Raw genomic sequence first — 21433 nt, 5'->3', positions numbered from 1 at the left:
GCGGCTCGGACGGTCAGCCGAGGGTCCACTGCTGGGCCGGCCGGCCGTCGCACTGTCGCTGCCGGATGTCGTCGCCGGCCTCGACGGCGTCGTCGTCTGCCTGGGCGCACTTGTTGCTGTGCGCGGCGATGAGCAGCACCGCGCTGGTGCCGGTCCCGCCGAACCGCCACTGCTGGTTGGGCCCACCGTGGCAGGGGAACTGGAGCAACCGCGCGCCGTCGTCCCCGCTGCCACCCTCGACGTCGAGGCACTGCCCGTACGCGGCGTTGGTCAACGACAGCACGCCCGCGCCGGCCGGGCTGACCACCCACTGCTGCTCCGGGGTGCCGGTGCACACTGCCAACTCGGCCTCGGCCTCCTTGCCGTCACCGTCGAGCCCCAGGCAGAGGCCCGAGGCGGCGCGCAGCACCCGGGGCCCGGTGGGCGGGGCGGCTGGCGTGCTGGCCGACGGGGTCGGTGACGGCTCGGCCGGTGCGGTCGGGCTCGGCTCGCCGGCCGGCTCGCTGGGCTGCGCCGCGTTGGACGGCGTACCGACCGACGCCGGCACCGGCGGCTCGTCGTCACCGTCGAGCAGCCCGGTGGCGAAGACGACCCCCAGGAGTACGCCGACGGCCCCGACGGCCGCCGCGACCCGCAGCAACGGGTCGGCCAGCGGCCCGGAGCGCGGTGCCCGGTGACCGCCGTAGACGGTGCCGGCGGGGTCGGGGCGTTCCTCGGGCGCGGACATACGGGCCATCCTCACCCACCGCCGTCGGCCGCGGCCAGTCGGCGCCGTCAGTCGACGACCCGGACGTCCTTCCAGAACGCCACCCGGTCACGCACCATCTCGGCGTCGGGTTTGGGCTCCGGGTAATACCAGACCGCGTCCTTGCTGGTGCTGCCCTCGTGTTCGAGGGAGTAGTAGGAGGCGGTGCCCTTCCACGGGCAGACGGTGTGCGTCGCGGACTCGCGAATCAGGTCGTCGCGCAGGGCGGAGCGGGGGAAGTAGTGGTTGCCCTCCACCAGCACGGTGTCGTCGCTCTCGGCGACGACCAGGTCGTTCCACACGGCTTTCGGCATGTCCCAACAGTAGGCCGCGCCGCCGCCCTGGCAGCGCTCAGCGGGTGGGCTGCGGGTCGGTGACGTCGGCCACTGTGGCGTCGAGGGCGGCGATCGCGGCGTCGGCGTCGATCGCGACGGCGAGACCGCGCTCACCGGCGCCCAGGGTGATCTCCCGGCCGCGCAGTCGCTCGTCGGCGACCACCGGCCAGGCCCTGCTCGCGCCGAACGGGGTGATGGTGCCGCGTTCGTAACCGGTGGCGGCCAGGGCGCCCGCCGCGTCCGGCATGGAGAGCCGGTGCACCCCGAGCAGGGCGCGCAGCTTGGGCCAGGAGATGACCCGGTCGCCGGGGGTGAGCACGAACAGGTGATCGTCTTCACCACGCCGGACCACTATCGTCTTGACCACGTCGGGAACGGCCACGCCCCGGGCCGCGGCGGCCTCCGCGAGACTGCCTACCGCACCGTGGCTGACCAGCCGATACGGCAATTGGGCGGCGTCCAGGGCGGTGATCGCTGGCGATGGCATGCCCGCCACGGTAGCCGTCAGGCCTGCCACCGGACGGGAAACTGCCACCGCCGACATCCCACGGTTTCCAAACGGCGAGCGTAAGGTGATCACATGCGCGCTGAGCGTGTGGATCAACCGATTGACCATGATCAAGCGGTGGACACGCTGCGGCGGTCGTACGCCGCGGTGCCCACTGGCGAGCCTGTCCGGCTGGCCAAACGCACCTCCAACCTGTTCCGTCCCCGGTCCGCTCCCCGGACTCCGGGGCTCGACGTGAGTGGCCTGAACGGCGTGCTGTCGGTCGACCCGGCCGGCCGTACCGCCGACGTGCAGGGCATGTGCACCTATGAGGACCTGGTCGACGCGACGCTGCCGCACGGGCTGATGCCGCTCGTGGTGCCGCAGTTGCGCACCATCACGCTGGGCGGCGCGGTGACCGGCCTCGGGATCGAGTCGACCTCGTTCCGCAACGGCCTGCCGCACGAGTCCGTCCAGGAGTTGGACGTGCTCACCGGCTCCGGCGAGATCATCACCGCCCGACCAGACGGCGAGCACGCCGACCTGTTCACCGCGTTCCCCAACTCGCTGGGCAGCCTCGGGTACGCCACCCGGCTGCGCATCGAGCTGCAACCGGTCGGCCGGTACGTGGCGTTGCGCAACGTCCGGTTCACCCAACTGGAGGCGCTGACCGACGCGATAGCGGAGGTGACCGCCACCCGATCCTGGGCCGGCGAACCGGTGGACGCGATGGACGGGGTGATGTTCAGCCCCGGCGAGGCGTACCTGGTCTTCGCCACGTTCACCGATGCGGCCGACCCGCCCAGCGACTACACCGGTCAGGCCATCTACTACCGGTCGCTGCGCCAGCGCACCCGCGACGTGCTCACCGCGTACGACTATCTGTGGCGCTGGGACACCGACTGGTTCTGGTGCTCGTCGGCGTTCGGCGCGCAGCACCCGGTCGTGCGCAGGCTCTGGCCTGCGCGTTACCGGCGCAGCGACTTCTACCACCGACTGGTCCGGCTGGAGCACCGCCACCAGGTGGCGGCCCGGATCGACCGGCTGCGCGGGCAACCGGCCCGGGAGCGGGTCGTGCAGGACGTGGAGATCCCGCTGGACCGTACTGCCGACTTCCTGCGCTGGTTCGCCGGCGCGGTGGGGATGAACCCGGTGTGGCTGTGTCCGTTGCGACTGCGTGAGCCGGCGGGGCCCGGATCGGCGCGGTCCTGGCCGCTGTATCCGCTGCGGCCCGGGCAGGACTACGTCAACATCGGGTTCTGGGGGAGCGTGCCGATCGCGCCGGGCGGCGCCGACGGCGACGTCAACCGCACGATCGAACGCAGGGTGTCGGAGTCGGGCGGGCACAAGTCGCTCTATTCCGACGCGTACTACGACCGGGACGCCTTCGATCGCCTCTACGGCGGCGACACGTGGCGCGCGGTGAAAGACCGCTACGACCCGGACCACCGGCTGACGGGACTGTACGAAAAGGCGGTAGCACGAGCATGAGCCTGACCGACAGAGATCAGGGGGCGGCGAGCGTCCCCGCCACCCCGCCGGCGGGGGGCCGGCACACGGGTCCGACCGTCGCGGACGTCATCCGCGCGGTCACCACGGGGCCGTTGCCGGTGCGGATCACCGGGTACGACGGCAGCGCCGTCGGCCCGTCCGACGCCGGCATCACCCTGGCGATCCATTCCGAGCGTGGGCTGTCGTACCTGCTCACCGCACCCGGCGACCTGGGCATGGCCCGGGCGTACGTCAGTGGTGACCTGGCGTTGCAGGGCGTGCACCCGGGTGACCCGTACGAGGCGTTGCGGGTGCTCAAGGACGAGCTGCGGTTACGCCCACCGTCGCTGGCCGAGGGGCTGGCGCTGGTCCGTGGGCTGGGCTGGGAGCGGCTGATGCCGCCGCCGGCACCGCCGCAGGAGGCGCAGCCCCGCTGGAAGCGGGTGATGAACGGGCTGCGGCACTCGCGGGTGCGTGACAGCACCGCCATCTCGCACCACTACGACGTCTCGAACGCCTTCTACGAGAAGGTGCTCGGCCCGTCGATGACGTACACCTGCGCGGTCTTCCGGTCTCCGGACGACACGCTGGAGCAGGCCCAGGCGGCGAAGTACGACCTGGTCGCCGGCAAGCTGGCGCTGAAGAAAGGGATGCGGCTGCTGGATGTCGGGTGCGGCTGGGGTGGCATGGTGCGCCACGCCGCCCGCGAGTACGGCGTCAAGGCCCTCGGGGTGACCCTGTCGAAGGCGCAGGCGCAGTGGGCGCAGGCGGCTATCGAGCGGGAGGGGTTGACCGAGCTGGCGGAGGTGCGCTACCTCGACTACCGGGACGCGCCGGCCGAGCAGTTCGACGCCATCTCCTCGATCGGGTTGACCGAGCACATCGGCGTGCGCAACTACCCGGCCTACTTCGGGTCGCTTCGCAGTCGGCTGCGGCAGGGCGGGCGACTGCTCAACCACTGCATCACCCGCGCGGACAACCGGGCGCCGCACCGCTCGGGCGCGTTCATCGACCGGTACGTCTTCCCGGACGGTGAGCTGGCCGGTCCGGGCCGGTTGATCAGCGAGGTGCACGACGCCGGGTTCGAGGTGCACCACGAGGAGAACCTGCGCCAGCACTACGCGCTGACGCTGGCCGCCTGGTGTCGCAACCTGGTCGAGCACTGGGACTTCTGCGTCTCGGAGGTGGGCGCGGGCACCGCCCGGGTGTGGGGGCTCTACATGGCCGGGTCGCGGATGGCGTTCGAACGCAACGGCATCCAGTTGCACCAGGTGTTGGCCACCCACAACGGCCCGAACGGCGTGAGCGGCTACCCGCTTCGGCCGGACTGGTTGCCCTGATCACCTGCTGACCGCCGCCTGAAGCCGCGTCGAAAAAAGTCGGCGCGGCTTCTCGCGAAGCGATTGACAAAGAAGTTTTGTACGTACAAACTGATTTTGCCATGAGAGACGTCCTGTACCTGGAGCAGATCGAGCAGGCCGAAGTCCTGCTCAAGCCGCAGCGCGTCGAGGTGCTGCGGCAACTGGCCGAGCCGCGCACCTGCACCGAGGTCGCGGCCCGACTCGACCAGACGCCACAGCGCGTCTACTACCACGTCAAGCAACTCGTCGCGGCCGGCCTCGTCGAGCTGGTCAACGAACGCAAGGTCCGCGGCATCACCGAAGGCATCTACCAGGCCGCCGCCCGCTCCTACTGGCTCTCCCCGCGGCTCGTCGGCCGGATCGGCCTGCGCCGGGCCCGCGACGAGCTGAGCCTGGGCTACCTGCTCGACCTGATGGAGGAGGTCCAGGCCGACATCGCCGGCCTGGACCGGGCGGCACCCGAGCTGCCCTCGATCGGGGTCTCCGGCGAGATCCGGGTGCCGGCCGAGCAGCGCCAGCAGTTCCTGCACGACCTGCAAACCGCACTTCAGGACCTGTTCACCCGCTACGGCGGCAGCGAAGGAGATGCCTTCAAGCTGGCCGTCGCCTGCTATCCGAAAGGGAACGACAATGAGTGAGCCGATGAAGGTCCAGGCCCGTCTCTCCGCGCCCGTCGGGCGCGTCCGCCAGGCCCTGACCGACCCGGCCGAGCTGCGTGTCTGGCTGGCCGAGCACGCCGAGGTCGAGCTGCCCCAGCGGTACGAGTTCTGGGGCCGCTACACGCCCGAGGGCGACGCCCCGCACCAGCGGCTGCTGCACGCCGACGACGACACGCTGCGCTTCGGCTGGCTGCTCGACGGCGTGGAGACCACCACCGAGTTCCAGTTGACCGCCGAGGGCACCGACAGCACCGTGCTGACGCTGATCCAGAGCCACTTCGACTTCGCCGAGGCGATGAGCGGCTCCACCATCCGGGGCGTGCTCCAGACGTACTGGGCGCTGTCCATCGCCAACCTGGCCGCCCACGTGGAGGGCAAGCCACTGCTTCCCCGCACCGACTTCACCTCCGCCGACCTGCGGGGCGAGCTGGTCATCGCCGCCCCCGCCGACAAGGTGTGGGAGTCGCTGACCGACTCCGAGCAGGCCAGTGCCTGGTTCGGATACCCGATCGGCATCGAGCCCTGGGTCGGCGGCAGGTACGCCATGGGCGGCTTCGAGACCGGTTACGCGGCCAAGGTCGTCGACCTGGAGCCCGGTCGGCGGATGTCCGTCGACTGGGGGCCGACCGGCGTGACGAGCTGGGAGCTGGCCGAGTCCGGTGGCCGGACCACGCTGACCTTCGTGCAGAGCGGCTTCGACGAGGCCAACCCGCCGTACGGGGCCTGGAGCGGGTCGGTTGCCGGGCTGTACGAGCTGCGCCGCTTCCACGAGGTGCCGAACTGGCAGCCGATCTGGATCTCCGAGGAGATCCCCGGCCTGGAGCCCGCGCCGGCCAACTGACGGTTTCGCCTTGATCGTGCTCGATCACCGATGTGGTGGCCTCGTTCGCCCCGGAGGCCACCACATCCTGGATCGAACACGATCTTGTGTGCGGGCTGGGGTCTCGGTGATTCGTCGGCGGGATCTGGTGACTTTTCGCTGTCGAGTGGGTACTGGCGGGCGATGTTCTTCATCTTTGGTCTGCGTACCAAGGTCGACCGGTCCGGTGTCGTGCAGCAGGTCTGCCGCCACTGCGGCAACCAGGCCGCGCAGGTGATCACTCGCCGCTCGACGAAATTCACACTCTTCTTCATTCCCCTCGTTCCGATCCGCACCCGGTACGCGCAGCAGTGCACGTTCTGCGGTGCCGAGTACGAGATCTCCAAGTCCGACGCCGAGCGCCTCCCGGTCGGCTGATCCGACGATGGAACGCTTCCTCTGCTGGCTGATCGGCCGACCGACGTCCTCGGCCGACGTGGCCGTGCACACCGTTGCCCGCCCGCCCTGCACCCCTGGCCGGCGCAGACGCCGCCGCGCACGCCGTCCGCTGGCCGGCACCGCACTGCCCCGTTCACCCTGGAACCGATCCGCGGGCCGCTGACCCGAGGCCGGAGCCGCAGCGGGGTGCACGTTCGGCTCTGGCGGCGTTTCTGAGCGCTGGTTAGGCTTTCGGGGTTTGCCGTGGACCGGCGCCGCCGAGGGTGCACGCACGACGAAAGAGCCGGAGCGACCGTGTCCCGACAGGACGGAAAGCAGGCTGCGGGGACGCTCAACCCCGCCGGCGCGTTCGTCGCGGCTGCGGTCATCCTGCTGGAGGCGGGCTGGTTGGTCGCCGCGTTGCCCGGCGCCGCGCTGGTCAGCGACATCGGCGCGATGCTGGTCGCCGGTTGGGCGACGCTCGCGTGCGTCGGGGTGGCCCGTCGACATCCGGCGCCGCTGCGCCGGTTCTGGACGCTGCTCGCCCTCACCATGGCGCTCGCCGCCATCGGTCGGGCCATCTGGACGGTGCAGCGGCTCGTCGGCGGCGACCTGCCGCACACGCCGGTGGTCGGGGTGGTCTTCACCGCCGGCATCCTCACCGGCACGGCCGCGCTGCTCAGCTCGCCGTCCGCACCGAGGACAGCGGTCGGTCGGGCCCGTACGTTGCTGGACGGGGTGATCGTCGCCCTGGCCCTGGTGCCGATCGGGTGGGTGCTGGTCTTCCGGGGGGTCGCCGCCGCCGAGCTGGCCGATCCGGCGCGGACGCTGGGGCTGCTCTTCCCGATGTTCGACCTGATGCAGCTCACCATCCTGGTCGCGGTCTCCGGGCCGGCCCGGCCGATGTGGCGGCCGATGACCGTCCTGGCGGCGAGCCTCACCCTGCGGGTCGTCGCCGACGTCGTCTACGTGTCGCTGGTCGCCCGCGCCGACTACACCGCCGGTCACCCGATCGACCTGTGCTGGCCGTTGAGCTACCTGCTGATCGGCCTGGCCGCCCGCAACCCGCCGCCACCCGACTGCGACGGCACCGACGACACCGCCGAGTCGCCGCTGCCGCCCTGGTGGCGGGTGGCGCTGCCGTACCTGCCGGTGGGTGGGGCGATCATCGCTGTGGTGCTGGCCCGCCGGCCCACCGGGCAGACCCCGCAGCTGGTGTTCGTGACCATGATGGTGCTGCTGGCCGCCCTCGCCGTCCGGCAGGGGCTGGCCGCCAACGAGAACCTCCGGCTGGTGGCCCGGCTGCGCCGGCTCGCGTACGGCGACCAGCTCACCGGGCTGCCCAACCGGCTGTTGTTCAACCGGCGGCTGCGCCTGGCCCTGCGCGACGGGCGGCCGGTGGCGGTGCTGCTGCTCGACCTGGACGGGTTCAAGCAGGTGAACGACCGGTTCGGGCATGCCACCGGTGACACCCTGCTGACCGGGCTCGCGGCCCGGATGCACACTGCCGTGAACGGCGACGGCACCATCGCCCGGCTCGGCGGTGACGAGTTCGCCGTGCTGGTCGACGGCGACCGGCCGGTGTCACCCGAGCTGCTCGCCGAGCGACTGCTGGACGCGTTGCGGCCCTCCGACGACGAGGAGGACGTCGGGGTGCACCCGTCGGCGAGCATCGGTATCGCCGAGTACGGCCCGCAGCACGCCTCCCACAGCGACCTGCTGCGCGACGCCGACATCGCCATGTACGCGGCCAAGGCGGCCGGGAAGTCCGCGTACCGCACGTGCACTGCGGCGTTGCGTGAGTCGGCCGTCTCCCGCGCCGAGTTGATCGCCGACCTGCGCCGCGCTGTCGACGAGGACCAACTGCACCTGGAGTTCCAACCCATCGTCGACCTGAGCACCGGCGCGGTACGCAGCGCCGAGGCGCTGGTGCGCTGGCGGCACCCGCGGCTGGGGATGTTGCCGCCGGCGAGGTTCCTGCCGCTGGCCGAGGAGACCGGGCTGATCCTGCCGATCGACCGCTGGGTGATCCACGAGGCGTGCCGGGCCGCCGCGACCTGGCGGGGCCGGGTGCCGGAGGCGACAGTCGCCGTGAACATCGCCGCCGCGCACCTGCGTCGGCCGGACCTGATCGCCACGGTCACCGCGGCGACCAGCGCCGCCGGGCTGGCACCACGGGCGTTGACACTGGAGTTGACCGAGTCGGCGCTGATCGAGGGCACCGAGGCGGTGCTGGAGCGGCTGCACCAACTCCGAGAGTTGGGCATCCGGATCGCCATCGACGATTTCGGCACCGGCTACTCGTCGCTGAGCTACCTGCACCGCATTCCGGCCACCGAGCTGAAGATCGACAGGTCGTTCGTGGCCCGGCTGGGCACCGACGACCGGGCGTACGCCACGGTGGAGATGGTCACCCGCCTGGCCGGCGCGTTCGACCTGGCGGTGGTCGCCGAGGGGGTGGAGACCGAGCGTCAGCATGAGGCGATCACCGCGATCGGCTGCCCACGAGGCCAGGGCTATCTGTACGGGCGGCCGGACGCCCCCGCCATGGTGGGCCAGAATCGGAGTTGACTCTCACGTAACGGCAGGCAGGAGCCTGGTTCCCGGAAGGGAGGGGGACCATGGCGTACACGGTGGGTCAGGTCGCGAAGGTGGCCGGCGTGACGGTGCGGACGCTGCACCACTACGACGAGATCGGGTTGCTCTCGCCCAGCGGGCGCACCTCGGCCGGTTACCGCCGCTACGACGACGCGGACCTGCAACGGCTGCAACTCGTCCTGTACTACCGGGAGCTTGGTTTCCCGCTTGAGGAGATCACCGCGATCATCGACGACCCGGCGGCCGATCCGGCCGCGCACCTGCGCCGGCAGCACGAGCTGCTGACGGTGCGGCTCAAGCGGTTGCAGGAGATGGTCGCGGCGATCGAGTTCGCGATGGAGGCGAGCAAGATGGGCATTCAACTCACGCCGGAGGAGCGGTTCGAGGTCTTCGGTGACTTCGATCCGGAGGAGCACCAGGCCGAGGCGGAGCAGCGGTGGGGCGACACCGACGCGTACCGGGAGTCGAACCGGCGGGTCGCCCGCTACAGCAAGGAAGACTGGCTGCGCAACAAGGCGGAGAACGAGGACTGGGGCCGGCGGATCGTCGCGCTGATGGCCTCGGGCGCGCCGGCGGACAGCCCGGAGGCGATGGAGCTGGCCGAGGAGCACCGGCAACTCATCGGCCGCTGGTTCTACGAGTGCTCGTACGAGATGCAGACCGGGTTGGCCGACATGTACCTGGCCGACGAGCGGTTCACCGCGTACTACGAGAACATCGCGTCGGGGCTGGCCGCCTATCTGCACGAGGCGATCCACGCCAACGCGATCAGCCGGGCGTGACGAGGTGCGGTCCGGCTAGTCTGGCCGGACCGCACCGCCCGGGGGAGATGAAAGTGCAGAAACCGAAGCTGATCGCCGCTGGCGCCGTGCTCGTGGTGGCGGTCGGCGCCGGGGCGTGGGCGCTTGTCGCCGCCGGCGACGACGACCCGGACGCGGGTCGCCCGGCGGCGTCGGCGGGCCCGGCCGACCCGGTCGGTGTGCTGAAGGCCGCCGCCGCGAAGGCCGACGAGCAGCCGTACAAGCTGACAGTCGGCACCGGCGGCGCGGACGGGGACGCCACTGTGCTGCTCTGGGACCCGAAGGCGAAGCGTGGTCTGGAGACCACCTCGCTGAAGGTGCCCTCCGGTGTGGTGAAGATCGAACGGTTGACCACCGGACCGGACGTGTACGTGCGGGTCACCGCCCCGGACCGCCGCGTCCCGGTCTGGGACGGCAAGACCTGGTGGCACGTCGGCGCCCCGGGCGCCCCGGCGGCTAAGCAGGGCTTGGACAACACCCGACTGGCCAGCACGCTGGGCGCGCCGGAGGGGGTCCGGCTGACCGCCGAGCGGGAGTACGCGGGCACGCTGGACCTGCGCCAGAGCGGCGCGGTGCTGGGCAGCGGCGTCGGCAACGTGCTCGGCGACCGGGCCGCTGCAGTGCCGTTCACCGCTGCGGTGGACGAGCAGGGCCGGCTGGTCCGCTACCGCATCGAGTTGGCCAGCGAGCAGTCGCAGACCGCCCAGCTCGACCTGACGTACTCGGACTTCGGGCTGCCGGTGTCGGCGGACCCGCCGGCGGCCGATCTGGTGGGGGAGGACCCGCCGGCGAACATTCCCGGCGCCTGAGGTCGGCTCACTCCTCGACCGCCCCGTCGACCGGGGTGACCAGGAAGTCGTAGACGGTGCGGGCCATCCGCCGGACCGTCTCGTCGCCGGTGGCCATGGGTCCGGCGGTGAGGAACGCGACGGCGGTCTCGGTGCCGGGGATCAGGTAGTAGCCGACGTCGTGCGAGGCGTCCGGCAGGTCACCGGTCTTGTGGGCCACCGGCACGCCCGGTGGCAACGCCGCCGGGATCTTCGTGTTCAGGGTCTGCTCCCGCATGAAGCCGATCATCAGGTCGCGGGAGGCGGGGGTGAGGATCTCGCCGTCCCAGACCGCGCCGAGCAGTGACACCACGTCGTCCGGGCTGGTGTAGTTCTCCTCGCCGCGTTGCGCCGCCGCGCTGTCGAGCATCCGGCGGGCCAGGATGGTGGAGCGTTGGTTCATCGAGTCGATCAGCGCGTTGACCGGGGCGAACCCACCCAGGTAGGTGATCAGCACGTTCGCTGCCACGTTGTCGCTGTATTTGATCAGGTACTGGGCGAGCCGGCGCACTGTGACCACCTGCGGGAACGTCTCGAACTGCAACTGACCGGTGCCGCCGACCACGTCCTGGGGGGTCACCAGCACCCCGTCGTCGAGGAGGACCTGTCCACAGTCGACCCGACGCAGCAGCTCGACGAGGATCCACAGCTTGATGACGCTGGCCGCCTTGGGGCGCAGCGATCCGTTGACGGCGATCTGCTGGTCGCCGTAGCGGCCGGACAGGTCGCGGACGGTGACCCCGGCCGGGTTGAGGCTCGCGTCGGCGACCACCCGGGCGAGCTGCCCGCTGAGCGGGAACAGCCGGGCCCCGGCGACCGGGTCGGTGGGCGGCTGCGGGCTGGTGACCACCACGCCGGTCAGCGTCGTCGGCGGTCGGTTCCGCTGGATCACCTCCAACGTGCCCTCGCTGCGCCCGACCAGCGGCACCCGGTAGCGGTAGGCCGTCCCTCCGACCACGGCCGCCCCGCTGGCCACCCCGGCGGCGACCCGCATGGTCGGATCGGCGACCCGGCCGGTGTCGCCGTCGCAGGCGCGGTAGCGCACTGTGCGCCCGAGCGAGTCCACAGCGAACACCCCGCCGGGAAACGACAGCCAGGACACCTCGCTGGTCGGCGGGCGCTCCGGCGTCGGGTCCACCCCGGGCTCGTGGCTCAGACCGTCGCCGGGCTCAACTCCGTACCCCGGCTCGGTCGTCTGCGCCGGGTCCGCGACGGGCGCACGGCCCGGGCCGTCCGCGGTGGCCGGCCCGGTCGTCGCGAGCACCGCGAGCGCGACCGCCGTCGTCAGCGCCTTCAGGGGTACGCGGGCAGAGTTCCCCAGCAGGGAAGATGAGCGCCTCTTGTCGCTTTTTCTCACGTTTGCACGATATGAAGCGTTGGAGGCTGGTGAGACCGACGGGACCGGCGTCACCCGTCCGGGCGGCAATGTCCCCCCGAGCGCGACGACCCACAGGTATAACTGTGACGCACAGGTATTCACGCTTTGCTCTGCACCCGCCCATGCGCCAGTTACGGACCGTGCGTGGCGCGCGGGCGGGTGCAGAGCAAAGGTCAGCCACTAGCCCGGAGGACCCCTTGCTGATCATCGCCGGCAGTCTGCAGGTCGAACCGGCCACCCGCGAGGCGTACCTGTCCGACTGCGAGCAGGTCATCGCGCGGGCGCGCGCCACCGCCGGCTGCCTCGACTTCCTGCTGGCGGCCGACCCGTTGGAGCCCGGCCGGATCCACGTCTACGAACGCTGGGAGTCACCGGAGCAGTTGGCAGCGTTCCGTGGCTCCGGGCCGGACGACGCGCAGGAGGTTGCCATCCTCGACGCCGACGTGCAGCGCTACCTGATCGCCGGCGTCGAAGCGCCCTGACCCGGCGGCGAGCCAGCACCGCTCACGCCTGTGGTTCGGGGCCGGTGGGCAGGCCGGGCGCCATCCGGCGGATCGAGGCGAAGGTGGGCGTGAGGGCCTCGTACAGCTCGGCGAAGAGCGGCAGCAGCGCCGCGTAGGTGGCGGAGGCGGCCGGGTCGGGGCGGACCGTCTCCTCGATCCGCACCAGATCGGCGGCGACGTCGATGCTGGGGATCAGCCCCAGCGCCTCCATGCCGAGCAGCGCCGCCCCGAAGCTCGACCCCTCGTGCGCGGCCGGGAAACTCACCGGCAGGCCGAGCACGTCGGCGAGCATCTGCCGCCACAGCCCGCTGCGGGCGAAGCCGCCACCGGCCCGGACCTCGCGGACCTCGTTGCCGGCCGCGCGCACCGAGCTGAGCACCAGCGCCAACTGTTGGCAGACGCCCTCCAACGCGGCCCGCACCAGGTGCTCACGGCGGTGTGCGTGGGTCAATCCCACGTACGCGCCGCGCGGCAGGGCGCTCCAGTGCGGTGCCCGTTCGCTGTGCAGGTACGGCAGCATGATGAGCCCACCCGAACCGACAGGCGCGCGGGCCGCCAGGGCGACCAGGTCCTCCTCGGAGTGCTCGCCCAGGTCCGGGGCGAGCGCCGCGCCGGCCCACTTGAGCACGATGCCGCCGTTGTTGATCGCGCCACCGACTGCCCAGCGATGCTCGGTCAGCGCGTAGCAGAACACCCCACCGAGCGGGTCCACGCCGGGCCGCTCGACCATCACCCGCATCGCGCCGCTGGTGCCGATCGAGCAGGCCACCATGCCGGGGTGCACCGCGCCCAGGCCCAGGTTCGCCAGCGGTCCGTCGCCCGCGCCGACCACCACCGGGGTGCGCTCCGGCAGGCCGGTCTCGGCAGCGACCTGCGGGGTCAGGTTGGGCAGCACGGCGGTGGTGGCGACGAGCTGCGGGAGCTGTTCCTGGGTGATGCCGGCGATGGTCAGCGCCTCCCGGTCCCACTTCAGCTCGTGGATGTCGAGCAGGCCGGTGGCCGAGGCGATCGAGTGGTCGGTGACCAGTGCGCCGCAGAGCCGCAGCAGCACCCAGTCCTTGATGCTCACCCAGTGCGACACCCGCTCGAAGAGTTTCGGCTCCTGCTCGGCGAACCACAGCAGCTTGGGTAGCGGCGACATCGGGTGCATCGGCGTGCCGGTACGCCGGTGCAGGGCCAGCCCCGACGGCACCGCCCGCAACCGCTCGGCCTGCCGGGTGGACCGCGAGTCGGCCCACGTCACCGACGGGGTGAGCGGATTGCCGTCCCGGTCCAACCCGATCAGGCTGTGCATTGCGGAGCCGAACGACAGCCCGGCCACCGGCTGGACCAGCTCGGCCACGACCATGCTGATCGACTTGAGCACCGCTTCGAGGATGAGCTGCGGATCCTGCTCGGCGTAGCCGGGTTGCGGGTTGTTCAGCGGGTAGCCGACCAGGTGACTGCCGAGCTGCCGTCCGTCGGTGTCGTACGCGACCGCCTTCGTGCTGGTGGTGCCGATGTCGACCCCGATCACGACCCCGGGCAGCGTGACGTGCGGCACGACCGTCACCCCCTCGGAGAACATGAACGTCGGCACCAGTATCCCCCTATCGTGTGGGTTGCTCCGCCGATCGGGTAGTTCGCCCGTTTCGGCGTGTCCGGGCGCCGCGCCGGACCTGTTAAACCTCGTGACACCCCCAGATTGGTGGCCAGCGCGGCGAAGGAGTCGGCGTGGCGAAGACTGATTCGACGGGTTCCACCTGGCGGTACCGGTGGGCGCACCGGCAGAACGTGCGGCGGGTCAGCACGTACCGCGGCGCTGAGGCGGCGTGGCAGCGACGCGACGACGAGTTGCGGCGGCTGCGCGCCCTGGCCGCCGACTTCCGGGGCTCGGCAGCCGCCGGCGCCGGGCTGGCGTTGGAGTTGGCCGCCGACGAGGTGGTGCTCTGGGCGCTACCCGCCGCGCAACTGGTCGAGGTACGGCACACCACAGTGCTGCCGGCGCCGGACCTCACCGTCGCTCCGCGAACCGGGCCGCTGCGCCCGCGCCGCCCGGACGGCGTACGCGTCACCGACGCCGGTATGGCCGTGATCACCAGCCGTCGACTCGTGCTGCTCGGCGGGCGGGGCCGGCGCGACTGGGCGTACGGCCGGATAACCGGCCTGGCCCACGACCCGGCGGCCCCGGTCACAGTGATCCAGGTGCTGGACCGGCGGGGTACCTCCGGGTTGTTGCTGCCCACCGACGCCGCGCCGGACTTCCGGTTCAAGCTCACCCTGGCCTTCGCCGACGCGATCGAACAGCGCGCCGCGGTGATCGCCCAAGTCGACGAGCTGATCGCCGAACACGCCCAGCTCAAGCCGTTCCGGCCGGCCGTGAACACCCCGGCGCAGGCCCGGTTCTCCGCGCGGGTACCGGGTGGCCGCAGGACCATCGCGGTGGCGGCGGCCATCGCGCTGCTGGTGCCGGCGGCGCTGATCGAGTCGGACCCGTCCGACCCGACCCGTGGCGCGGAGGTCGCCTCCGCCGCCACCCCGGCCCCCACCAGTGTGGCACCGGCGCTGATCCGCCCGGCCGGCCCGGCGCTCGCGCTGAAGACCCCGCCGCCGAAGCCGACGAAGTCACCACGCCCGTCGACCAGCGCCACCCAGGGCCCGCGCTGCGGGGCACCGGAGAACCCACTGGGGTACGGCTTCTGTGGCGGAACGCGGATCCGCAAGCCGGCCGCCGAGGTGTGCGACTGGTTCGACTGCGTACCGCAGTTCTGGGCCGGACGCGGTTACCTCGTGCAGTGCCGCGACGGTTCGGTGAGCCTGGCCGGGGGCCGGTCCAACGCCTGCGCCGAGCACCAGGGCGTACGGCGAACCATCACAAAGTGACCGATTCGGGGGCTAAAGTCCGCTTCGCTCGGTCAGAATGATCGAGTGGAGATCCGGTCTGACGATGGCGCTCGGGTGCGGGTACGCCCCGTCGGCTACCAGCCCGGCATCGACCCGCCCGACGACCCCGACGGGGCCACGCCCGGCTGGCACGACTGGCTGCTCATCGAGGTGGACGCCCGCACCGCCGACGGCCAGACCTGGTCGCACCACTACCCGAGCCTCATGGTCGAGGAGGCCCGCGCGCTCGGCGGCTGGCTGCACGGGCAGGCCACCGCCGCCCTCGGGCTGAGCGCGCCACCGGCGATGGTCAGCTTCACCGAACCCAACCTGGCCCTGCGTAGCCGGGTGCTGCGCCGCCGCCGGCTGGAGCTGATCGTGGAGTTCTCCGCCGAGTCACTACCACCGTGGATGCGCCGCCCGTCCACAGCGATCTACCCGCTGATCCTCACCGTCTCCGCGGACGCCCTCGCCACCGCCGCCGAACACTGGGCCGAGCACTGCGAGGCGTACCCACCGCGTACCCAGTCGCGGTTCCCGACCCACGGCCCGCAGCCGTACCGGCGGCGAGCCGGCTGATCTGCTGCAACTCTCTCCTTCCGGGCACAAGGGGACACATCGATCCTGGTCGCGTTCCCTGTCACGTACGTGAGCGGTTGTACCGCGTGTGACCGTGACCTCTGTGGCCTGCGCCCCCTGGCGGATCGCCTGGGCCGAGCGCGAAAACGAGCGGCGTCGGCGCGCGTACCGCGACGCCACCGACGCCTGGCTGCGCCGCAACGACCACCTGGTCAGGCTGCGCATCGAAGCCGCCAGCTTCCTCGGGTGTACGCAGCCCCGCACCGGCCTACCGGTGGACCTCGACGGCGACGAACTCGTCTTCCGCGTCCTCCCCGTCGCCACGCTCGTCGAGGCCGAGGCGCGGCACAAGCCCGGCCTGCCCACCCCGGGCTTGTGTGACTTTGCTGAGACTTCTTCCGAGGCGCTGCCGGCGGGCCTGCGTGTCGTCGACACCGGCATGGCCGTCGTGACCAGTCGACGGGTCGCCTTTCGTGGCCGTGAGCACCGCCGCCAGTGGCGGTACGCGGACCTGGTCGGCCCCGCCCACCACCCCGACGTGCCGGTCACCCTGCTGCCCGACCGCTGTCGACTGCAGGGGCTGCTGGTCCCGGCGAACGCCGTGGTGAACTTCCGCTTCTATCTCACAGTCGCGGCTGCCGACGATCGCGACGCCGTTGTCGCGCAGGTCGACGCGCTGCTGGCCGCGCACCGGGCCGCCCCGCCTGCACCTCTTCTGTTGGTGCACCCCGACGACGCACCGATGACGGCGGTACGCCCCGACCGGCGGGCGCTCGGCGCTGCCGCCGCCGCGGCCGTGGTGTTCGTGACGCTCGGCCCGGGCGTTTTGGGGCCTGGCGCATGGGGCCCTCGCGGGCCGGTGCCCTCGGCGGAGATCGTCGCCTTGGACCTGCCGAGGGCCGGGGCGCCCCTCGTTCCGATGGGTCCCGTCGGGCCGGTGGCGCCCAGGTCGCGAGTCGGCTCGGCCGACAGTGCCGTTTGGAGCCCGCCCTATGTCCCGGCTGCGCGGGCGTCGGCTGTCTCCACAGCGGCGGAATCGGCTGTCGTGGTGGCCCTGCCGCCGGCTTCGCCGCCAGCCGTCGTCCCGAACCCGTCGGCCAGCTCGGTGCCGACGCCTGGTCCGGTCCCCACCACGGACCCGCCCGCGTCGGCCGTGCCGACGCCGCCTGCCGCGTCGGCCTCGCCGACGCCGACCCCGCCTGTTACGGCGACGCCTTCGCCGGACCCGGGACTGCTGGCGATCTGCCTGGATCCTCTTCAACTGCCGTTGCTGGACCCGCTGCTCTGCCCGTCTCCGGCGCCCTGAGCAGCGTCTTCTTTCCTGCGCGGCTCAGTTCGTGGAGCTGAAATCGGGGACGGTCAGGGAGCCGTCCTCCGCGAGGGTGAAGCCCGGGTTCCAGGCGATCTCCCAGAGGTGACCGTCCGGGTCGGCGAAGTAGCCGGCGTAGCCGCCGTAGAAGGTCTCCCGGGCCGGCTTGGTCACCGTGGCACCAGCGGCTGCTGCCGTGGCAATCACCTCGTCGACCTCGGCCCGCGAGCGGACGTTCTGGGCGAGGGTCATCGCGCAGGTGCCCAGCTCTTCGATGCCGGCGTCGTCGGCTAGCTTGTCGCGGCCCCACAGGACGACGGCCAAGCCGCCGGCCTGGAAGAAGACCGTCTCCTCGACCTCCTGGCCCTGCCAGCCGAGCTGCTGGTAGAACGCCTTCGCGCGGGCTACGTCCGCGACTCCCAGAGTGATCAGGCTGATGCGCTGTTCCATGGCTCTCAACCTAACGCTCGGTCAGTCGGAGCGTGGCAGACCGCCTCGGCTTTGTTGCCGTCCGGGTCGCGGACGAACGCGGCGAAGTACGTCGGGTGGTACTCCGGCCAAAACGCGGCGCGCCTGCGCTACGACGCGAGGGTGTTGGGCGTTCGTCCGGTCGATCTTGCCCGCATCCGCAGCGTATTCAGAGGGCCTCGAGTCCTCGTCGGACTGCCTCCCGCGGCTTCATCGATCAGAACCAAGGCTTAAGGCGCATGTGGGCCGATGGTCCAGAGTTCCTTCGCCCAAGCCAGATGGGCCTTAATGTACTCCGCTCGCGGCCGGACCTGCGGCGGAATCGCCAGAACTCTGCCGTCGAGCAGGGCCAAGTCCGAGTAGGCGACCAACGAGGGCGATAGTTGCACCGTCCAGCTTTCGGGATGGATCGCCAACAGGAAACGGTCAAAGAGGGAGTGCAGATCGCGGCGGAGCAATATGCCGCCCTCAGTGTCGTGGTGGCCCGTGTCGGAATAGCGGTAAAGGTGTGCTGCTTCGATAGCGGCGGCGGGTTGTGGCCCCGTAATTAGGCACCGGTCACCGAATCGATTGCGCAGCGACTTTCGAAACTTCTCCTGACCGATGCGGACGCGCCCGATCGACCTACGGTGGCCTCCGGGAATATCGGGGTCAGTGGCCCTAATCCACCAACCCAGCGATACATCGAGCGAGTCGGCAAGTAGAGCATTTACGATGCCTAGATCGAGCTCGCGGATAGACTGCTGCGCCGAACGGGTGAAGTATGCTGGGACGAGTGCGTGGGCCGGGATTTCGGTGGCTGACCGCCAGGTACGTGCATAGTCAGCAACGTGAACAGTGACCTCGATTTTCTCCTCGAGCGGTGTGTCGAAAGCCGTTTGGCAGGGAGAACACTTGAATACGGGCATGGTCTTTTTGCGGGGCTTGAATGCTGTGCTCCGGCAGGTAGGGCATCGCCGCCTGACCTTGGACCGACGCTCGCTTTCGATCCCGTCAATCCAGCCCGCGCCCAGCACGAAGTTGCCGTCACGCAGCACCGCAAGGTCTCCTGGCTGGACAGATCTGTGGAGCGGCACTGTGCTATCCCAAACGTACCGGCTGCCCAGGCTGTCGCCGTATCCGAGGTTGCCGCCGAACTGCCGGTCGGCTTCGTCGACGGTCAGAAAACTCCATGCTCGACTCATAGCAGAGATTTCTACCGGAACGGCGATCCTCGCGCTGCCCCATCAAACGCAGACGCCGTGGATGCTTAAGTGTGGATTTAATCATTACGGTCGTTGATGACCGGATCCTTCTCATTCGACCGTTTGCAGTGCATTCATTAGCATCGCCGTGGTCTACAACGCCGCTTAGCTGCTTCTCACCACCCCAGCAATGCTCGCTGCGATTGGTTCGGCCCTCTGGTTAGGTGGGCAACGACGTCGGCAACGCAGTGGCGCCGTCCGGGCCGAGAGGAAAGCCCAGATTCCTCGTGACCTGCCATCCTCTGCCACCAGGGACATGGAGGCAGCCAGCATCCCGAGCCCGGAGAATTTTCCTGTGCTGGGCAGTTGTCGCGGCTTCAGCGACCATTGCCGCCTTTCATTCGCAACTGAACCTAGGCCTGCGGTCAGATGTTCTGGGCGAGGGTCCCGCCCGTCGGGTCGTAGCATCGACCGCTATGAGTGATCGATTAGGGTTGGGAGGACCAGAGCGAGCACCAAATGGCGGGAGCCCGGGGCGACCGAAGCGTGCGAAGCTCCCTGGACCGCCTAGGAGCCTGACCGAGAGCGTGCGCCAGCTGCGAGAGGGCATGGCTAACGATAGGGGAAGTCAGCACGTTCTGTCTGCAAGGCCCAGTCGGACGTGGCTCGTTTCCAGGTCGCTGCCGCTGTGCCGGTCCTCTAGATCCTGGAACTAGCCCTGCACCCCCTGGCGTGAAGCTGGACTACAAGTTCGAGTTCGACCCGGAACCGTCCTAGCTTGGCCTCACCCCACCAACGCCCTCGGCGCAACTGCGCAAGCAACACACCTCTAACCCACTGCCAAGCCGACAACGGGCACAAATTATCAAACATTCTCAAATGGACGTTGCCCGAAAGCACTAAGGCGTCTGGCCGACACTTCCGCTACCATCGGTCGCGGCAAGGAGTTGCGCGTATGCATAAGCCGTGGGTTGGAGGGCCTTCTGACCTCTGCGGGTGCTCGCTCGGTCCCTCTGGGTCGCGCCGCGGCCGCAATCGTGTACGGACCCTGTAAGGGAAGCGGGCCGGAACAGTCCATGACGTACGACATCGCAGCCCCAGAGCCTGCAGGCATGGTTGCTTCGCTCAGCTCACTGGGGTACTCGCTGCCGGCCGCCGTGGCGGATCTCATCGACAACAGTGTCTCGGCTGGCGCTCGAAACATCGACGTAGAGTTTACGTGGGCGGGACGGGATTCCTGGATCGCAGTCGCGGACGATGGCAGGGGCATGAGCCTCCCGGAACTCGTAACGGCTATGACGGTGGCGGCCCGAGGGCCCTCTACGTTTCGCTCGTCCACTGACCTGGGTCGCTTCGGCGTGGGTCTGAAATCGGCCTCGTTCTCGCAGTCGCGTCAGCTCTCGGTAGCGACTGCTACCGCCGGCAATTGGAACATGCGGACCTGGGACCTCGATGTCGTCGAGGAGTCTGGCGAGTGGCGGTTGCTTCACGGGGCCGACGACGAAACAACCGCTATATTGGGCAGACTCCGGAGTAACGCTGACCGCGGAACAATCGTGCTCTGGCGTCGGCTGAACGGATACCATCGCGGCGAGGTCAGCGCGGACGACGAGCGTACCCAGAAGCAGTTCTATGCCGAGGCGGCCCGTGCGGAGTCGCACCTCGGAATGGTCTTCGCCCGGTTTCTTGCCGGGGGACAAGGGCAACGCCGGAATTTGCGAGTGTCCGGAAGCGCAGTGGAACCATGGGATCCCTTCATGAGCAAGCACCCTTCGGTGCAGCGCCTTCCCACTGAAAACCTACCTCTGGGTGGCAGTACGGTGCGGGTCGAGGCATTCATTCTTCCCAGCGCCTACCGGCTCACCCCCGAGGAATATGAGGGAGCTGCGGGGCCGCAGGGCTGGCTTGACCAGCAGGGCTTCTACGTCTATCGGCGAAACCGTCTGATCCTCGCGGGCGACTGGTTAGGGCACAGAGGAATGCGCCGCGAGGAGAAGTACAACCTAGCGCGCATCGCCGTCGACATTCCGGTTGGAACGGACGTTGAGTGGAGCGTTGACGTTAGGAAGTCGAGTGTCGTCCCACCCGTCGGTCTTCGACAGCACCTGTACCGGGTCGCAAGACAGGCTCGTGCAACAGCAGCAGACGTGCTGCGGCACCGCGGGGGAGTCGCTGCCCGCACTCACGGCGACCCTCTTTCATATGCGTGGAATATTCGTCGAGCGGATGGGAGGGTCACTTGCAGGATCAACCGTAGTCATCCCCTGGTCCAAGCGGTCCTGAGACCTGGTAGCAACAACACTGCAGAAATCCGCGCATTGATCCGCCTGCTGGAGGAGACGGTGCCCGTTGCTGCCTTGCGTGTGATGCATGAGACGGACACCAGCGATGACCCGGAGCCTTTCGGTGGACCAGGACCCGCCGATGATGCGACGACCGAGGTCGCAGAGCGAATCTACGAGTCACTCGTCTCGGGGGGCCGCTCACCCACCGCGGCACGTGAAAGGTTGCGGACCATGCCCCCTTTCGACCAGATCCAGGGGTTCTGGAGCGCATAGGCCCGAGTGGTTGTCATCGCTTTCCCAGCTTGCTCGAAGCCGTCTACGTCCC

20 protein-coding genes are annotated in these 21433 nt (G+C 70.0%); 13 read left to right on the top strand and 7 right to left on the bottom strand.

Annotated elements, in window-relative coordinates:
- Positions 1 to 13: 13 nt before the first annotated feature.
- From ABZ794_RS07710 to ABZ794_RS07700, 3 genes are read right to left on the bottom strand one after another with little or no spacing between them, the layout of a single operon-like run.
- On the bottom strand, positions 14 to 727 hold the full coding sequence (locus tag ABZ794_RS07710; protein WP_238691116.1) for an RICIN domain-containing protein: 714 nt from the start codon (positions 725 to 727) through the stop codon (positions 14 to 16).
- Positions 728 to 774: 47 nt separating this feature from the next.
- Positions 775 to 1059, bottom strand: coding sequence for a DUF427 domain-containing protein (locus tag ABZ794_RS07705; protein ID WP_112582349.1), 285 nt, complete (start codon positions 1057 to 1059; stop codon positions 775 to 777).
- Between the two features lie 37 nt (positions 1060 to 1096).
- Positions 1097 to 1567 carry a YbaK/EbsC family protein gene (locus tag ABZ794_RS07700; RefSeq protein ID WP_210785934.1) on the bottom strand — a complete coding sequence of 157 codons (471 nt, stop codon included), beginning with the start codon at positions 1565 to 1567 and terminating at the stop codon, positions 1097 to 1099.
- A 93-nt stretch (positions 1568 to 1660) separates the two neighbouring features.
- Between ABZ794_RS07700 and ABZ794_RS07695 the strand changes: the two genes are divergently transcribed.
- From ABZ794_RS07695 to ABZ794_RS07660, 8 genes are all read left to right on the top strand, one after another.
- A complete protein-coding gene (locus ABZ794_RS07695; protein ID WP_357514771.1) occupies positions 1661 to 3058 on the top strand; it encodes an FAD-binding oxidoreductase in 1398 nt (465 codons plus the stop codon).
- Positions 3055 to 4398, top strand: a complete 1344-nt coding sequence (locus ABZ794_RS07690; RefSeq protein ID WP_210785936.1) for a class I SAM-dependent methyltransferase — start codon at positions 3055 to 3057, stop codon at positions 4396 to 4398. Before ABZ794_RS07695 ends, ABZ794_RS07690 begins: the two co-directional genes overlap by 4 nt.
- Positions 4399 to 4499: 101 nt before the next feature.
- Positions 4500 to 5057, top strand: a complete 558-nt coding sequence (locus ABZ794_RS07685) for a helix-turn-helix domain-containing protein (protein ID WP_030490876.1) — start codon at positions 4500 to 4502, stop codon at positions 5055 to 5057.
- Complete coding sequence (locus tag ABZ794_RS07680; protein ID WP_210785937.1) at positions 5050 to 5919, top strand: SRPBCC family protein; 870 nt, start codon at positions 5050 to 5052, stop codon at positions 5917 to 5919. The genes ABZ794_RS07685 and ABZ794_RS07680 overlap by 8 nt, the downstream gene beginning before the upstream one ends.
- A gap of 162 nt (positions 5920 to 6081) precedes the next feature.
- The gene (locus ABZ794_RS07675; RefSeq protein WP_196921253.1) at positions 6082 to 6315 is read left to right on the top strand and encodes a zinc-ribbon domain-containing protein; all 234 of its coding nucleotides are present in this window, start codon (positions 6082 to 6084) and stop codon (positions 6313 to 6315) included.
- Positions 6316 to 6630: 315 nt separating this feature from the next.
- Positions 6631 to 8886 carry an EAL domain-containing protein gene (locus tag ABZ794_RS07670; protein ID WP_210785938.1) on the top strand — a complete coding sequence of 752 codons (2256 nt, stop codon included), beginning with the start codon at positions 6631 to 6633 and terminating at the stop codon, positions 8884 to 8886.
- 50 nt (positions 8887 to 8936) lie between these two features.
- Positions 8937 to 9695 (top strand): MerR family transcriptional regulator, encoded by a 759-nt coding sequence (locus ABZ794_RS07665; RefSeq protein WP_210785939.1) that lies wholly within the window; start codon positions 8937 to 8939, stop codon positions 9693 to 9695.
- A gap of 53 nt (positions 9696 to 9748) precedes the next feature.
- Positions 9749 to 10522: a hypothetical protein gene (locus ABZ794_RS07660; protein WP_357514768.1), complete on the top strand. Its 774-nt coding sequence runs from the start codon at positions 9749 to 9751 to the stop codon at positions 10520 to 10522.
- Between the two features lie 7 nt (positions 10523 to 10529).
- On the opposite strand, the gene ABZ794_RS07655 is transcribed toward ABZ794_RS07660, so the two are convergent.
- On the bottom strand, positions 10530 to 11804 hold the full coding sequence (locus tag ABZ794_RS07655) for a serine hydrolase (protein ID WP_357514766.1): 1275 nt from the start codon (positions 11802 to 11804) through the stop codon (positions 10530 to 10532).
- A gap of 311 nt (positions 11805 to 12115) precedes the next feature.
- Between ABZ794_RS07655 and ABZ794_RS07650 the strand changes: the two genes are divergently transcribed.
- Positions 12116 to 12400, top strand: coding sequence for an antibiotic biosynthesis monooxygenase (locus ABZ794_RS07650; RefSeq protein ID WP_091393855.1), 285 nt, complete (start codon positions 12116 to 12118; stop codon positions 12398 to 12400).
- Between the two features lie 22 nt (positions 12401 to 12422).
- Here the strand turns inward: ABZ794_RS07650 and ABZ794_RS07645 are convergent, their stop codons facing one another.
- Complete coding sequence (locus tag ABZ794_RS07645; RefSeq protein WP_357514764.1) at positions 12423 to 14000, bottom strand: gluconokinase; 1578 nt, start codon at positions 13998 to 14000, stop codon at positions 12423 to 12425.
- A 134-nt stretch (positions 14001 to 14134) separates the two neighbouring features.
- On the opposite strand from ABZ794_RS07645, the gene ABZ794_RS07640 reads away from it, so the two are divergent.
- The 3 genes from ABZ794_RS07640 (at position 14135) to ABZ794_RS07630 (ending at position 17168) form a co-directional block, all read left to right on the top strand.
- Entirely contained in the window at positions 14135 to 15283 is a 1149-nt protein-coding gene (locus ABZ794_RS07640; protein ID WP_210785943.1) for a hypothetical protein, read from the top strand.
- A 45-nt stretch (positions 15284 to 15328) separates the two neighbouring features.
- Positions 15329 to 15862 carry a hypothetical protein gene (locus tag ABZ794_RS07635; protein WP_357514761.1) on the top strand — a complete coding sequence of 178 codons (534 nt, stop codon included), beginning with the start codon at positions 15329 to 15331 and terminating at the stop codon, positions 15860 to 15862.
- Between the two features lie 88 nt (positions 15863 to 15950).
- Positions 15951 to 17168, top strand: a complete 1218-nt coding sequence (locus ABZ794_RS07630; RefSeq protein WP_357514759.1) for a hypothetical protein — start codon at positions 15951 to 15953, stop codon at positions 17166 to 17168.
- A gap of 24 nt (positions 17169 to 17192) precedes the next feature.
- Here ABZ794_RS07630 and ABZ794_RS07625 read toward each other — a convergent pair whose 3' ends face one another.
- Together ABZ794_RS07625 and ABZ794_RS07620 are read right to left on the bottom strand one after the other, a co-directional pair.
- Positions 17193 to 17621 (bottom strand): VOC family protein, encoded by a 429-nt coding sequence (locus tag ABZ794_RS07625; RefSeq protein WP_357514757.1) that lies wholly within the window; start codon positions 17619 to 17621, stop codon positions 17193 to 17195.
- Between the two features lie 248 nt (positions 17622 to 17869).
- Positions 17870 to 18823: an HNH endonuclease signature motif containing protein gene (locus ABZ794_RS07620; RefSeq protein WP_357514755.1), complete on the bottom strand. Its 954-nt coding sequence runs from the start codon at positions 18821 to 18823 to the stop codon at positions 17870 to 17872.
- A gap of 1076 nt (positions 18824 to 19899) precedes the next feature.
- Here ABZ794_RS07620 and ABZ794_RS07615 point away from each other — a divergent pair.
- Positions 19900 to 21381 (top strand): ATP-binding protein, encoded by a 1482-nt coding sequence (locus tag ABZ794_RS07615; RefSeq protein WP_357514753.1) that lies wholly within the window; start codon positions 19900 to 19902, stop codon positions 21379 to 21381.
- The last annotated feature ends 52 nt before the right edge of the window (positions 21382 to 21433 follow it).

The organism is Micromonospora sp. NPDC047187, from assembly GCF_040643355.1.
GTDB lineage: Bacteria > Actinomycetota > Actinomycetes > Mycobacteriales > Micromonosporaceae > Micromonospora > Micromonospora salmantinae.
The sequence above is the reverse complement of the archived record's forward strand: the minus strand, read 5'-3'. Positions and strand labels throughout refer to the sequence as shown.